This window comes from Acinetobacter baumannii (genome assembly GCF_009759685.1).
Taxonomy (GTDB): domain Bacteria; phylum Pseudomonadota; class Gammaproteobacteria; order Pseudomonadales; family Moraxellaceae; genus Acinetobacter; species Acinetobacter baumannii.
In genome coordinates this window covers 331,287-346,090 of the sequence record NZ_CP046654.1, presented here as the reverse complement: position 1 = coordinate 346,090, position 14,804 = coordinate 331,287, and the positions used below count along the sequence as shown (strand labels likewise).

Sequence of the window (14,804 nt, the reverse complement as noted above, 5' to 3'; positions counted from 1 at the left end):
TTAGCAGCTAGATAAAATGATTTTTTTTGCTTGATAGCTTTGATATAAATAATAAATTAATATCAAAGGGAAAAGTATGGTGTATAACGTTGCTATACATAAGGCGATGTAGGTTAAATATTTAAGTGTAGAAGAGAGATTCTTGGCACTAAATCCGGTTATTAATATACTTCCTAGAATCAAGCCTGCAGCATACATAAAAGGTTGTGAGGAAGATTTTATAAATAAATAGCTAAAGCCAAAAACCCAGAATAGCCTAAAGAAGATAATACCAATACTTCTATACATTATTTGTTTATCTGTTAAGTTGGTATCTTCTTTATTGTATCCAAAAATATAGAAGAGAGGGCGGAAAGATTCTGGGTAAAATAAGAAACAGATCGGGATCAGACTATAAATTATGAACCAGATATGATTAGGTTCACCAATAATAAAAAAGATAGAAATAAGAAAAATACTAAGAGAGATTAAACCGATATTAATTATCCATTTATCGATATTAATAAATGCACTTTGCTCTAATCTATTCATATATGGTGTTGCATCTAGCAGCAAAGCACTCAGTAGTATAGTTGTAGATATAAACCATCCATAACTTAGAAGTTGATGGGGTAAATCTGGAAGCCAAGGGGTCAAACTGCAGAGAATAAATCCACTTAAACACCAATATTTAAGATAATAGCCCAATGTTCTTTCATAACCAGGGTGACCTAAAATTCTGGTATTTAATATAGGTTGTAGTATAAATATATATAACAGACTAATGCAGACTGTAATTAATAAATTTACTATAATTTGATTATCTGGAGCTATAAGGGAATTAAAAAAGAGAAAGGTTATAGTTATAAATAGAATATTTATTATAGTAAATTTCCAAAAATTGCTTAAACTTTTTAGAAATAAGTAATTAGGGTTAGTTTGGGTGATAGAAAGCTGTAACTTATCAATAACTTCAACTGTACTATAGTTTTTTGAAATTTTATTTAAACTTTTTCTTAATTTGAGCATTTTTAATGGATGAAATTTTTTTTCACCAGAAAGTTCATTTAATAATTCAAAATGTTCATTAGGTAACTTTTTTAAGAGTTTGTATCGAGATAAAAAACTATTTAACTTTTCCTGTAATAAGCTTGAGTAATAAGATGGATTATATTGATGAATATCATCAGGATAAGTTTCATGCCACAATTCTAGAAACCGAAAATATTCGGGTTGTAGATCATCAATTTCAATTTCTGCTAAAGGGGCTTGGAGTTGATCTTTTATTTCTATTTGTTGACTAAGAGGAATATCATATTGTTGACTAAGTAAATAATTGAATTTATCGAATGTTATATCGCTAATATCTTTATTCCATAGTGCATTGCTAACTTCCTCAAGAATTACTGGAATACTAAGTGCATCTGATTGAATACATTCGTTACTGGAAACAGAATATTCGGTTTTCTCTTTTTCAATTATTTTCTGATGGTTTGTGACAATATTTTCAGCATTTTTTTCTGTAAAGATATAACAAAAATCATCAAGATCATTTTTTCTTAATAGATCTAAAATTTGATCTCTGAAATGGTTGCTAATACTTTTATCTTTATATGCTTCAATTTCATTATTAAAATGTATTAATTCATCACGTATATTAAAGTTAATGTCTTGAATAGCAATATGATGTTTTAGTCTCTTAAGTTTATTTTCAAGTGTTTGATCATTTAAGTCATCTGAATTTAAATTTTGGTCATTAAAAGAATTATTTTCTTCAAATATAGAGGATGAGTTATCCAAATCCTCATTTTCATATATTAAATGTTCTGCTTCGAATTGAGCAGTTTCTAATGCTTCTCTAAGAAGAATAAATTCTTCTGGCTGGGTATCTTGATCGATTAACTTTAGTTGTTTGGCATACGCCTTTTTTATTTCTCTCTGGTTATCTGTTGGTTCTATTCCTAATCTTTGCCAAGCTGTCATTTCTTTTACTCAAAGTGTTTTAATAACGGAAGATTTATTTAAATGAATGATACATTTTATCTTAATTTATTATTTTACTATAAAAAGAGAAAGGTTGAAATTAATGGGCTGACCAAATATATTGTATTTCACTTTATAATAATTATGAAAAATTATAAAAATCAAAGTAATAAAAAAGGAAGTTTTAAATAAAAACTTCCTTTTTAGATTTATAACTAATAATTATGCTTTCTCAGCTTCGATAGATGCAATTGCAGCATCAACGCCTTCGATTGATTCAGCAGCTTTTTTGATACGTGCTAACGCATCAACAAGTACTTCGTCAGCTGTTGCATATGAAATACGCATGAAACCACCTAAACCAAATGCATCACCAGGAACGACCGCTACGCCAGTTTCTTCAAGTAGCCACTCAGAGAATTCTGTGCAAGATTTTAAGCCTTTTGCACGAATAAGAGGGCGAATGTTTGCATACGCGTAGAACGCACCATCAGCAGGTAAGCAAGAGATACCTTTGATGTCGTTTAAGCCATTAACCACTAAGTCATGACGACGTTTAAACGCTTCAATCATTGGTTTTAAAACATCTTGTGGACCATTCAACGCAGCTTCAGCAGCAACTTGCGAAATTGAAGTCGGGTTAGAAGTTGATTGAGACTGGATTTTTTTCATTGCACCAATGATTTTTGCTGGGCCGGCTGCATAGCCAATACGCCAACCTGTCATTGCATATGCTTTAGAAACACCATTTAAAACAATCGTGCGGTCATATAAATCAGGTGCAACAGTTGCAATGTTGTAGAACTCATCTTCCCAACGAATTGGTTCATACATGTCGTCAGATGCAACAAATACTTGCGGATGACGACGTAAAACCTCAGCTAAAGCTTCTAATTCAGCTTTGCTGTAAATCATACCTGTCGGGTTAGATGGGCTGTTTAATACCACTAAACGAGTGTTAGGAGTAATTGCTGCTTCTAATTGTTCAGGTGTAATTTTGAAACGTTGCTCTTCGCCACATTTCACGATAACAGGCGTACCTTCAGCAATAATGACCATATCTGGATAGCTTACCCAGAATGGCGCAGGGATGATCACTTCATCACCCTTGTTTAATAATGCTAGTGCCAAGTTAAAGAAGCTTTGCTTACCGCCACAAGAAACCAAAATCTGGTTAGGTTGGTAATCAAGATTATTATCACGCTTTAATTTAGCAATAATTGCTTTTTTTAACCCAGGAGTACCATCTACAGCCGTATATTTGGTGAAACCATTATTAATCGCTTCAATTGCAGCATCTTTGATGTGTTGAGGGGTATCAAAATCTGGCTCGCCAGCACCCAAACCAATCACGTTCTTGCCAGCAGCTTTAAGCTCAGCAGCTTTATTAGTTACAGCAAGTGTAGGGGACGGTTTGATAGCATTGACACGATCAGAAAGACGTACGTCCACGGCAATATTCCTCTTATGGGATTAAAAATAAAAAGCACACTATCTTATCGCAAAAATTAAGCAATTTGCGGATGTGGGGATTTTTAGATGTAAAAAAGTTTAATTTAGGAAAGATCTTGTTGCGATTTTATTCAATTGAAGCTTTTTTCGAAAGAAACAAGAAAAATCCTTTATAATAAGCCGCAATCGAAATATCGAGAATGAATCATGACTGAGCAACAGCCAAAACAGAAAAAGGCTTTGGTGAAATTGCCATTTCCAATGCCGAATGAAAGTAACCAAGCAGGCGATGCTGTACACAACCAAGTACGTCCGAAACCTGAACAATATGCAGATAGAACTTGGATGCCACCGCGTGGTACTCGTCGTTCTATGGGTAAGCGCTAATTTAAATAAAAAAACAGGCAATATGCCTGTTTTTTTATGGTAGAAGAATTTCTTGATAATAACTTTTTTTCTTTTGATACATATGATGATCTGCGCGTTTTAGCATATCTTCAACTTGTTCATTTTCTTTTGTTGTGGCGTGCCCAATCGCAATACTAATAGGATGACTTGAATAATATTGATTATCTATATTAAAAAGCTCCTGAATGGTTTGCAGCATCATCAAAACATTCGCTTCATCTGCACCAGGCATTAAAATTACAAATTCGTCGCCACCGATTCGAGAAGCTGTATAAGCAGTATTCATAATTGCCTGATTTAAAATATTACCTACTCGACGTAATAAACCATCACCAATATCATGGCCAAGTTGATCATTGGTTTCCTTTAAGCCGTTCATGTCTAAAAAAATTGAAGAAACAGGGCGAATAATACTGCGATTTAAACGATTAAGCTCTTCTGTAAAAAAAGCTCGGTTATAAAGTTTGGTCAGTACATCATGCTGGCCTAAGTATTCTAGATAATTTTCGGCTTTCTTTCGTGCAGTAATATCTGTAAGCGCAACCTGTACCAATCCCCAAGTCTCTTCATAACCGGGGAATACGGTAAATTGCAATAAGACATTTCTAATTTGGCCATCTAACGCATAGTTAACGGCTTCACGCTTGTGGTGAATATTTCCTTGCCAGAGTTCAATCAGCTGTTCTCTAAAAGTTTCCACCATCTCTTCGGCAAAAATTTTATGGGTATTTTTTAACAGAGTGGTTTTATCTGGTGCTTTAAATAAATCGAGAGTCGACTGATTGACGTCTAAAATTAAAATGTCTTCTATGCATTGGCGAACAAATTCAGGATGTACATCTAAAAAAGTCCTAAAGTCTTCAATTCCTAATAGCCTAAGCTGATCAATTCTATTTTTAATACGGCTAAAATCTTCAACCCAAAGCGAAGTCGGGGAGTAGATAAACATTGACTCTGCTAGGCGTCGATTTTTCTCTTCCTGACGAAGTGCATTTTGATACGGAGTAATGTCTTCGGTGGTAATTAAAATACGGTCAAACGTAGTTTCAGAACCCGGTAAAATTGCTCCACGTAGTTGTACATCAATACGTTTACCAGAGAGCGTGTAATTTATAGTGGTACTCGAGAAATGAGTTTTGCTATTCCATAACGCTTCGAGTTCATGAATATGAGCTTCAAACATTTCTTTTTTAAAAATAAGATTTAAGTTGGCACATAACTCTTCTTGGTTTTTTGCTTCAAAAAGGTCTAATACTTTTTGGTTGACCTTAATAATTTTAATTTTATGAGCACATTCAACCACTAGATTTTCATTTTGGCTTAGAAATTCATATAAGTTTTCAACCCCTTGATTTCTCCATAAGTCAAATAACTGCTTAACTTCACTAAAGTCTTCAATCCACATTGGAATTGGGGTGAGGTCAAAAATTGAAGAATCTAAAGTTTCCATGCGTTTCTTTTAAGTATTCAGTTTGTCTTAAAGTATAATGAGAAAAACTAAGATTTGGGAAAATAATCGATTTAAATCTATTAGAATAATTAAAATAAAAATATTAAATATAAGTAAAATAATGAGAAAGCAGAATTTATCTGCTTCACTCATAAAATATTAAAGTAAATTAACGGTTAATAGGGTGGTCGATATTTTTCTCACCGCGCCATAATTTTATAAAATCTTGCTCATCAAAATCATAAAGTTCCATAAGCGCAACAATTACACTTACGAAAATCATTGCACCTTCTGAGTTACCATGAATATTAAAAATCTTACCATTGAGCTTACCTAAAATATCTCTCAATTCGTGGTCACGGCCTCTGCCATAGCGGTCACGAGGATACAATTCCTCATTAAGCACAATAAGCGCTATCGCTTTTTCAGCACGTGATAAATCCGTTTTATCTAAAGCATCTTCAAAAGATTCACTACCGTGATTAAAGTAGAAAATAACTTCATCATTAATGAAACTTTGAACCATTTTTTGAGTGAGTGTTGGGAACTGTGAAACAGCATCTTCTTCCACATACGGTTTAAACGATTCAGGAAAAATCACATTGTGATGTATGCCTTTAAAAAGAGGAGCGATTTCGGAAACCTTATAACCTGCGATTCCACATCCTAAAGCTGTCACAAAGTATTTCATTTTAGGATGATTTTTTGCATAAACTTTAAAGTCTTCAACATAATGCTCGATTTGGGAGAGTGGCATTTGTTGGATATGTTCATTTAATGTTGGAATTGCAAAGCTCTGACCAGCCCAGCCACGTCCTACACCCTCTACAGCCCCAAAATGCTGACTGGCAACACGTGCGGCTCCACTACCATGTTGTCCAGCCATATTACTACCGAAGACAAACACGGTATCTTCAGGGAGTTCGGTTACAATACTTTCATCATGATATTGATAGGTCATGGTTATGCTTTTTATCTAATGGATAAGTCCATGTTGCAACCGTTTACAGCATTGGTCAAGTATCAAGATGCTTAATATTTTCGATATAGATTAATCTCACTATAGACTTTAAATTAGGGAAAAAATCCCCATTAATTTGCTAGACGATAAATTCAAATTTTTTATAAAGAGAGAGAACTGTGAACGAAAATCAACCTTTCGATTTGGTCACTCATTACCAGCCAGCGGGTGATCAGCCACAGGCAATTGAAAAGCTGGTGAATGGTATCGAAAAGGGTTTTCGTAATCAGTTACTGCTAGGCGTGACCGGTTCAGGTAAGACCTATACCATGGCAAATGTGATTGCCCAAACTCAGCGTCCGACGATTGTGATGGCGCATAATAAGACCTTGGCAGCCCAGCTCTATGGTGAGTTTAAAGCCTTCTTCCCAAACAATGCAGTTGAGTATTTCGTAAGTTATTACGACTACTATCAACCCGAGGCTTATGTTCCGTCGTCAGATACATTTATTGAAAAAGACGCGGCAATTAATGACCATATTGACCAGATGCGATTATCGGCAACGCGTGCTTTGTTAGAACGTCGTGATGCGATTATTGTTGCTTCTGTTTCGGCCATTTATGGTTTGGGTGACCCAAATGCTTATATGCAAATGTTATTGCATGTGGTCCAAGGTGACCGAGTAAGTCGAGACGAAATTATTCGCCGTTTGGTTGAAATGCAATATACGCGTAATGAGCTTGAATTCTTACGTGGTACGTATCGTATCCGTGGTGAAATTATTGATATTTTCCCGGCAGAATCCGACCAACATGCGATTCGTATTGAACTCTTTGATGACGAAGTAGACTCAATTCGCTGGTTTGATCCGCTGACCGGTAAAATGGTCCGCAAAGTACCACGTGTCACGATTTACCCGAAAAGCCATTATGTGACGCCAAAAGACAACCTAACACGCGCTATCGATACTATTAAGGATGAATTGCAAGACCAGCTTAAGTTCTTCCGTGAACATGACAAGTTACTCGAAGCGCAGCGTATCGAGCAACGTACGCGTTATGATTTGGAAATGATGCAGCAGTTAGGATACACCAATGGTATCGAAAACTACTCACGTCATTTATCGGGACGACCAGCAGGGGAAGCACCACCGACTTTATTTGACTATGTACCAGAAGATGCCTTACTTATTATCGATGAGTCGCATGTAACGGTTCCTCAAATTGGCGCAATGTATAAAGGTGACCGTTCGCGTAAAGAAAACTTGGTGAATTACGGTTTCCGTTTACCAAGTGCGCTTGATAACCGCCCAATGAAATTTGAAGAGTGGGAGCGTATTGTTCCGACCACTATTTTTGTGAGTGCCACACCAGCTAGATATGAACTGGAAAAATCAGAACAAGTGGTTGAGCAGGTTGTTCGACCAACAGGCTTGATTGATCCTGAAATTGAAGTTCGTCCGGTGCTTACCCAAGTCGATGATGTTTTGTCTGAGATTAATATTCGTAAGAACTTAAATGAGCGTGTATTGGTAACGACTTTAACCAAGCGTATGGCGGAAGATTTAACATCTTATTTAAAAGAATATGGCGTTAAGGTTGCTTATCTGCACTCGGATATTGATACAGTTGAACGTGTCAAAATTATTCATGAATTACGTACAGGCGTATTTGATGTACTAGTGGGTATTAACTTGCTGCGAGAAGGCTTAGATATGCCGGAAGTTTCTTTAGTTGCTATTTTAGATGCAGATAAAGAAGGTTTCTTACGTTCTGAGCGTTCGCTTATTCAGACGATTGGTCGTGCTGCGCGAAATGTGAAAGGTAAAGCAATTTTATATGCTGATACAATCACTGATTCTATGCGAAAGGCAATTGATGAGACAGAGCGCCGACGTACAAAACAAATCGAGTTTAATGAGCAGCATGGTATTACACCACGTAGTGCAGTTCGTCAGGCTGTGAAAGAAATTGATACGGGTGAAGTACTTTCTGATGATCAGATTGATGAGAAAGTACTAGAGCAGGCACAAGCACTTAGCGCAGATGAACGACATATTCTTTCTGACCCTAAATTGTTTAGTAAGCACATTACTAAGCTAGAGAAAGAAATGTTAAAGGCGTCGAAGGATTTACAATTCGAGCAAGCGGCGCGTATTCGTGATGAAATTGTTCGTTTAAAAGCGCAAATGTTGCAATAAATGAATACATAACACTACATGATTTGTTTAAAAAACAAGCTACTGTAGATATTTAAGTTATTTTGTATTCACAACAAAGAGTTGAGGGCAACAATGGCATTTCGAAATAATGTTCCGCAAGCCAGTTGGCGCTTGGCAAAAATTGCATTGGGCGGTATTGTTCTGACTGGCTTAGCTGTCGGAACATATGCCTATGCCCAGCAGAAGCCTCTACCTACAGTCGATAAGGTTGAATTAGACCGTTATTTAGGTGTGTGGTATGAAGTCGCGCGTAAACCTGCTTTTTTCCAAAAAAAATGTGCTTACAATGTATCTGCAACCTATACCTTAAATGAAAATGGAAACATAGTTGTAGATAACCGCTGCTACGATAATCAAAAGCAATTACAGCAATCTATCGGTGAGGCCTTTGTAGTTAATCCGCCGTATAACACGAAATTAAAGGTAAGCTTTTTACCCGAAGCTGTAAGATGGATTCCGATAATTCGTGGAGACTACTGGATTTTAAAGCTCGATGAAGATTACCAAACAGTTTTGGTAGGCGAACCTTCCCGAAAATATCTTTGGGTTTTATCTAGAACGCCGCATCCACACAAAGAAGTGGTTGATGAATATCTAAATTATGCAAAAACATTAGGATTTGATATTCGAGATATTATTCATACCGAGCATAAAGAATAAATATATGCTGCTTAAGAAAAAACCATGTTTTCGCATGGTTTTTTCTTTTTTATAGTGGATAAATCAAGTATTGTATCCCTTTATTTTTCTTAAAGTATAAAGAGGTTAGTGATGTTAAAGGGCGTGATTTTGTCTGTCATGGCATCATTAACTTTTGGTGTTCTTTATTTTTATACTCAATTACTCGGCCAGCTTGATAGTGAACAGACTTTCGGATGGCGTATTATTGCGACTTTGCCATTTTTAACTTTATTTATGTGGTGGAGTGGTGATTTAAGCCATATTAAAAATATATATCAACGTATTTTAGCGAAACCTTCTTTACTTCTATTACTCATTACAACATCCGTTTTGACTTCGGTGCAGTTATGGCTGTTTTTATGGGGGCCTATGCATGGACGTGGTTTGCAAGTTTCTTTGGGATATTTCCTGTTACCGCTTGTTTTGGTTTTAGCGGGTAGTGTCTTATATGGAGAGAAAATATCGAAATTTCAGTGGATCGCTATTGTTCTTGCAATTATTGGTGTAGGGCATGAGATTTTTCGACTAGGAAGTATTGCTTGGGAAACTGCTTTAGTGGCTATAGGTTATTCCGCTTATTTCTTGTTACGTAAGAAAATTAAAACGGATAATTTAGGGGGCTTTTGGTGGGACCTTCTGATTATTATGCCAGTTGCAATCTATCTGACACATACAGGGTTATTGCCATATAGTAAGTTCCTCGATCAACCGACACTCGGGTTGGTTATTGCGGGCTTAGGTGTGCTTAGTGCTATAGGCTTGGGATGTTATATATTGGCAAGCCGTTATTTACCTTTGGTTGTGTTTGGTCTGCTTGGATATCTTGAACCGGTATTACTTGCTTTAGCATCTTTAGTGCTAGGGGAAAGCATTGGTAAAGAAGAATGGTTTACTTATCTTCCAATTTGGTGTGCCGTTTTCGTATTGGTTTTAGAAGGGGCTTTTCATCTTTACCAACAGCAGCAAAAAGCCAAAAATTTGCAATTAAATATCGAAAAATATCAAAAAAGATTAAAAAATGATGCTCACGATTAGAGCATCAAAATCTAAAAAGTAAGAAAAAGCAAAAATTTAGCGGCTTTAAACAATAAGATAATAAAAAATAATTATAGGTATTTTATGAATTTATGATGAATTTTGGGAAAATCTAGCCACTAACGTCAGCTTTTGATTCATTCTTGCCAATAATTCCATTACAATTACGGGGTTTTAAAAATCACGCCTAGATATAATTAATTAGAGGACGTATCTGTGAGCAAAGACACTATCATCGCCCTGCACGCTGAACACCAAGGCCGTTGGAAAAACCGTGAAGAAATCGCGGAACGTATGATTGCATTAATCGGTCAATTATACCGTGAAAAAAATATTGTCGTATCTGTTTACGGTCGCTCTTTAATTAACCGTTCTGTTATCCAAATTTTGAAAACTCACCGTCGTACACGTGTTGTAGATGTTGAGCTTTCTGTAGTAAATACTTTCCCTATTTTAGAAGCTTTAGCAAAAGTTGAAAATATCGGTTCTGCAGAAGTTGATATCGGTAAACTTGCAGTTGAATATAAAGAAAAAGGCGGTGATGTTGACGCTTTTGTTGCTCAAGCTGTTGAGTCAATTAAAGGTAGCGCAACTTCTGAACAACCTAAAGATGTAGTTCTTTACGGTTTTGGTCGTATTGGCCGTATCTTGGCTCGTTTAATCATTAGCCAATCAGGTTTAGGTCGTGGTTTAAGCCTTAAAGCGATTGTTGTTCGTAAGTCTTCTGACGGTGACTTGGCTAAACGTGCTTCTTTACTTCGTCGTGACTCTATTCACGGTACTTTTGCAGGTACAATCTCTGTTGATGAAGAAAACGAAGCAATTATCGCTAACGGTAACTTCATCAAAGTGATCTATGCGTCTAGCCCAAGCGAAGTAGACTATACTCAATACGGTATTGAAAACGCGCTTTTAATCGACAACACTGGTAAATGGCGTGATGCTGAAGGCCTAAGCCAACACTTGAAATGCCCAGGTGTTGCACGTGTTGTATTAACTGCACCAAGTAAAGGCGAAATGAAAAACGTTGTATTTGGTGTAAACAACTCTGACATTTTAGATGAAGACAAAATCATCTCTGCTGCAAGTTGTACAACAAATGCGATCACTCCAATTCTTAAAGTATTGGATGACAAATATAAAGTTCTTAATGGTCACGTTGAGACAGTTCACTCATTTACAAATGACCAGAACTTAATCGATAACTACCACAAAGCTGATCGTCGTGGTCGTGCTGCTACATTGAACATGGTTATTACTGAAACTGGTGCTGCTAAAGCTGTTGCTAAAGCATTGCCTGCGTTAAAAGGTAAGTTAACTGGTAACTCTGTACGTGTTCCAACACCAAACGTATCTCTTGCGATTTTAAACTTAACGCTTGATAAAGAAGTTGATCGTGAAGAAGTGAACGAATACATTCGTCAAATTTCGATCAACTCTAACCTTCAAGGTCAAATCGGTTATACCAACTCTACAGAAGTGGTATCAAGCGACTTTATCGGTTCTCGTACTGCTGGTGTATATGATGCTCAAGCAACGATTACTTCTGGTAACCGCTTAACTGCATATGTTTGGTACGATAATGAAGTAGGTTATAGCTGCCAAGTATTACGTATTGCTGAGCAAATGTGTGGCGTAAGCTATAAAAAAATTCCTGCAGAAACTAACGCTTAATCTGTTTTAACGTTAGATAAAAGAATGTGACAAAAAGACCCAGTTTAGACTGGGTTTTTTTACAACCGTACAAAATATATGCTGATTATTTTTTAGAAATCAATGAGAATACGGTTTAAGGAACAAAAAGAAATAGTAAGGGATTGGAATTGCAGCAGTTTAAAAGATTATTGATCGTCTTCTTTTTTATTATCATCGCGAATATATGTGGTGTACTTATCGCCATTTGGGTGTTTAAACATTTTAATATTTATATTCCGTTGAAAAACCAGGCAGTAGCGATCGATTTACAAGAGCCATTACAGGTACAAGTTAAAGTAAAAGATGCTTTAAATGTCGATGTTAAAGGTCGAGTGAATGCTAATATTCCTATTAATGAGAAGTTAAATATTCCTTTAACGCAGACTTTAACACCACGTGTCTATTTCGATAATATGGTGCCGATTAGTACGGTTATTCCAGTTAAAGAAACTTTAAAAGTTGAGCAAAGTTTGCCAATTGACACGAAAGTTCAGGTGAGAGTGCTTGGTAAAGATATTACTTTGCCATTAAAAGGTAATATTCCTTTACAGTTAGATGTACCTATTGATATTCAAGTTCCACTCGATCAGAAAGTTCATTTGAAGTTTGATGCGCCAGTAAAAACGGTCTTAAAAGAAAATCTTCATATTCCATTAAATGCTCAATTAAAAACAAATATTCCAATTCAGGGAAGTTTGAATGTCCCGGTGAAAACAGCTTTAAATGCGTCGGTAGATGTAAAAAATACCTTGCCTGTTAAAATCGAGCATGGTGAGTTAAAAATACCACTATCGAGCATGAGCCTGAATCGCGTTAAATCTGGCGAAGATCACTCTTCACCTGTTCAGAACCAGACAAAATAGGTGAATGGCTTATGTTTGGCTCATTAAAAAGTATATTAATCAGTTTCTTTCTGATTATGATACTCACGGCAATCTTATTTTGGTTCTATTTAAACATACAGGCTTCAGTTGTAGTTTCAGCACATGAGTCGGATATTCGTTTACCAGAATCATTAGAAACTAAAATACATGTTGGTAATAATTTGCAGGTCCAATCGATAGGTAAATTAGACACATCTATTGATATTGACCGTCAGATTTCAGTTCCATTAAAAGGAAGATACTTGGCTGATTTAGAGTTTGAAGTCGAGACTCCAATTACAGTAAGTGTTGATTATGCGACAACATTAAAAGTCGATCAGGTAATGCCTTTAGAAACAACCACTGATTTAATTTACAAAAATAAGTTATTACCAAGGTTTCCATTAAAATTAAATATCCCGATTAAACTTGATATTCCATTTCAGTTAAAACGTAGTTATACCATTCCGGTTAAAATTGCTTTTAATGGTCCGGTTTATTTTGAGTTTGACGAATCTATAAATTTGCCAATTAAACATCAGTTTAACCCAAGTTTGAACGTTAACGATGCAATGGAAATGGGGAATATTTCAAGCTTTAATGCCATTATGTATAACTCTGTTCAGCACACTAAAGCTAATTTGGACATGAAGATGGATTTACCTTTACGTAATGTTCATCCTTAGGTAATTAATCAATAAAATTAGACCATGGCTTGCTGTAGGTTTATATCCTGATAAAAAGAAATAAAATAAGCAGCAGGAAAGTAGAATTCTCTCGATTTTCTATTCGAGAATTTTCTGAAAATATGGCAGAATAGGCGGTTTTAGAGTTTTTAGAGGATTGGCAAATGCGCTTTGTTGATGAAGCAGTCATTACCGTAGAGGCTGGCGACGGTGGCAATGGCGTAGCCAGTTTTCGCCGTGAAAAATTTGTACCATTTGGTGGCCCAGATGGTGGTGATGGCGGACGTGGTGGAAGTATCTATATTCAAGCAGATGATGATACAAGTACCCTAGTCGATTACCGTTACACCCGTAAATTCCGCGCTGAGCGTGGTAAAAACGGTGCAGGTGCTAACTGTACTGGACGTGGTGGTGAAGATGTGGTTTTAAAAGTACCCGTTGGTACAACAATTGTTGATACAGATTCAGGCGATATTATTGGCGATCTGGTAGAAGACGGCCAAAGAGTCATGGTTGCAAGCGGTGGTGAAGGTGGTTTAGGAAATACTCACTTTAAATCATCAACCAACCGTGCTCCACGTAAATGTACGACAGGTACAAAAGGTGAGTTCCGTGAAATTCGCCTTGAGTTGAAAGTATTAGCAGATGTTGGCTTATTAGGTATGCCAAATGCTGGTAAATCAACATTTATTCGTGCAGTAAGTGCCGCGAAACCAAAAGTAGCAGATTATCCATTTACCACTATGGTTCCTAACCTAGGTGTAGTAGATGCTGACCGTCACCGCTCGTTTGTGATGGCAGATATTCCGGGACTTATTGAGGGTGCAGCAGAAGGTGCAGGTTTAGGTATTCGTTTCCTTAAGCATTTAGCACGTACACGTATTCTTTTGCACATTATTGATGTACAACCAATTGATGGTTCAGACCCGGCCCATAATGCTAAAGCAATTATGAATGAACTTGCCAAGTTTTCTCCTACTTTGGCGAAGTTACCAATTGTATTAGTACTTAATAAACTTGATCAGATTGCTGAAGAAAGCCGTGAAGAATGGTGTCAGCATATTCTAGATGAGTTGCAATGGACAGGTCCTGTCTTTAAGACCTCGGGTTTACTCGAAGAAGGAACCAAAGAAGTTGTTTATTACCTCATGGATCAGATTGAACAACAACGTGAACGTGAAGTTGAAGATCCTGAGTACGCAGCAGAAGTAAGAGCATTCCGTGAACAGCTTGAAGCTGAAACACGTGAACAGACCATTGCAGCGAAGGAAGCATACCGTGCTATGCGTAAGGCACAACGCCTTGAAAGCATGATGGACGATGATGATGACTTCGATGACGATGAAGACGATGGTGATGTAGAAAGCATCTACGTTCGTGATTAAAAAA

At 36.5% G+C, this 14,804-nt stretch carries 12 protein-coding genes; 8 read left to right on the top strand and 4 right to left on the bottom strand.

Annotation, left to right across the window (positions count from 1 at the left end):
• Entirely contained in the window at nt 1–1,962 is a 1,962-nt protein-coding gene (locus GO593_RS01690; RefSeq protein ID WP_000127903.1) for a hypothetical protein, read from the bottom strand.
• 222 nt (nt 1,963–2,184) lie between these two features.
• Nucleotides 2,185–3,414, bottom strand: coding sequence for a pyridoxal phosphate-dependent aminotransferase (locus tag GO593_RS01685; RefSeq protein ID WP_000383199.1), 1,230 nt, complete (start codon nt 3,412–3,414; stop codon nt 2,185–2,187).
• A 207-nt stretch (nt 3,415–3,621) separates the two neighbouring features.
• On the opposite strand from GO593_RS01685, the gene GO593_RS01680 reads away from it, so the two are divergent.
• Entirely contained in the window at nt 3,622–3,801 is a 180-nt protein-coding gene (locus GO593_RS01680) for a hypothetical protein (RefSeq protein ID WP_000139632.1), read from the top strand.
• Nucleotides 3,802–3,835: 34 nt separating this feature from the next.
• On the opposite strand, the gene GO593_RS01675 is transcribed toward GO593_RS01680, so the two are convergent.
• Complete coding sequence (locus tag GO593_RS01675; protein WP_000448854.1) at nt 3,836–5,272, bottom strand: sensor domain-containing diguanylate cyclase; 1,437 nt, start codon at nt 5,270–5,272, stop codon at nt 3,836–3,838.
• Between the two features lie 169 nt (nt 5,273–5,441).
• Nucleotides 5,442–6,233, bottom strand: coding sequence for an A1S_2505 family phage non-structural protein (locus tag GO593_RS01670; protein ID WP_000222202.1), 792 nt, complete (start codon nt 6,231–6,233; stop codon nt 5,442–5,444).
• A gap of 179 nt (nt 6,234–6,412) precedes the next feature.
• Between GO593_RS01670 and uvrB the strand changes: the two genes are divergently transcribed.
• The 7 genes from uvrB to cgtA all read left to right on the top strand — a co-directional run bounded on the left by uvrB (nt 6,413) and on the right by cgtA (nt 14,800).
• Nucleotides 6,413–8,434: an excinuclease ABC subunit UvrB gene (gene uvrB, locus GO593_RS01665; RefSeq protein WP_001004984.1), complete on the top strand. Its 2,022-nt coding sequence runs from the start codon at nt 6,413–6,415 to the stop codon at nt 8,432–8,434.
• A 93-nt stretch (nt 8,435–8,527) separates the two neighbouring features.
• Complete coding sequence (locus tag GO593_RS01660) at nt 8,528–9,115, top strand: lipocalin family protein (protein WP_000885644.1); 588 nt, start codon at nt 8,528–8,530, stop codon at nt 9,113–9,115.
• A gap of 108 nt (nt 9,116–9,223) precedes the next feature.
• On the top strand, nt 9,224–10,171 hold the full coding sequence (rarD, locus tag GO593_RS01655) for an EamA family transporter RarD (RefSeq protein ID WP_160948537.1): 948 nt from the start codon (nt 9,224–9,226) through the stop codon (nt 10,169–10,171).
• A gap of 216 nt (nt 10,172–10,387) precedes the next feature.
• A complete protein-coding gene (locus GO593_RS01650) occupies nt 10,388–11,845 on the top strand; it encodes a glyceraldehyde-3-phosphate dehydrogenase (protein ID WP_000031228.1) in 1,458 nt (485 codons plus the stop codon).
• A gap of 149 nt (nt 11,846–11,994) precedes the next feature.
• Nucleotides 11,995–12,729: a hypothetical protein gene (locus GO593_RS01645; protein ID WP_001183840.1), complete on the top strand. Its 735-nt coding sequence runs from the start codon at nt 11,995–11,997 to the stop codon at nt 12,727–12,729.
• 11 nt (nt 12,730–12,740) lie between these two features.
• Nucleotides 12,741–13,415, top strand: a complete 675-nt coding sequence (locus GO593_RS01640; protein ID WP_000468065.1) for a hypothetical protein — start codon at nt 12,741–12,743, stop codon at nt 13,413–13,415.
• Nucleotides 13,416–13,579: 164 nt separating this feature from the next.
• A complete protein-coding gene (cgtA, locus tag GO593_RS01635; RefSeq protein WP_001212949.1) occupies nt 13,580–14,800 on the top strand; it encodes an Obg family GTPase CgtA in 1,221 nt (406 codons plus the stop codon).
• Nucleotides 14,801–14,804 lie beyond the last annotated feature (4 nt).

Excerpts from the sequence above, each read along its gene's own strand:
- GO593_RS01690 (WP_000127903.1), bottom strand. The coding sequence starts at position 1,962 with ATGACAGCTTGGCAAAGATTAGGAATAGAACCAACAGATAACCAGAGA.
- GO593_RS01680 (WP_000139632.1), top strand. The coding sequence starts at position 3,622 with ATGACTGAGCAACAGCCAAAACAGAAAAAGGCTTTGGTGAAATTGCCA.
- GO593_RS01675 (WP_000448854.1), bottom strand. The coding sequence starts at position 5,272 with ATGGAAACTTTAGATTCTTCAATTTTTGACCTCACCCCAATTCCAATG.
- GO593_RS01670 (WP_000222202.1), bottom strand. The coding sequence starts at position 6,233 with ATGACCTATCAATATCATGATGAAAGTATTGTAACCGAACTCCCTGAA.
- GO593_RS01660 (WP_000885644.1), top strand. The coding sequence starts at position 8,528 with ATGGCATTTCGAAATAATGTTCCGCAAGCCAGTTGGCGCTTGGCAAAA.
- GO593_RS01640 (WP_000468065.1), top strand. The coding sequence starts at position 12,741 with ATGTTTGGCTCATTAAAAAGTATATTAATCAGTTTCTTTCTGATTATG.
- cgtA (WP_001212949.1), top strand. The coding sequence starts at position 13,580 with ATGCGCTTTGTTGATGAAGCAGTCATTACCGTAGAGGCTGGCGACGGT.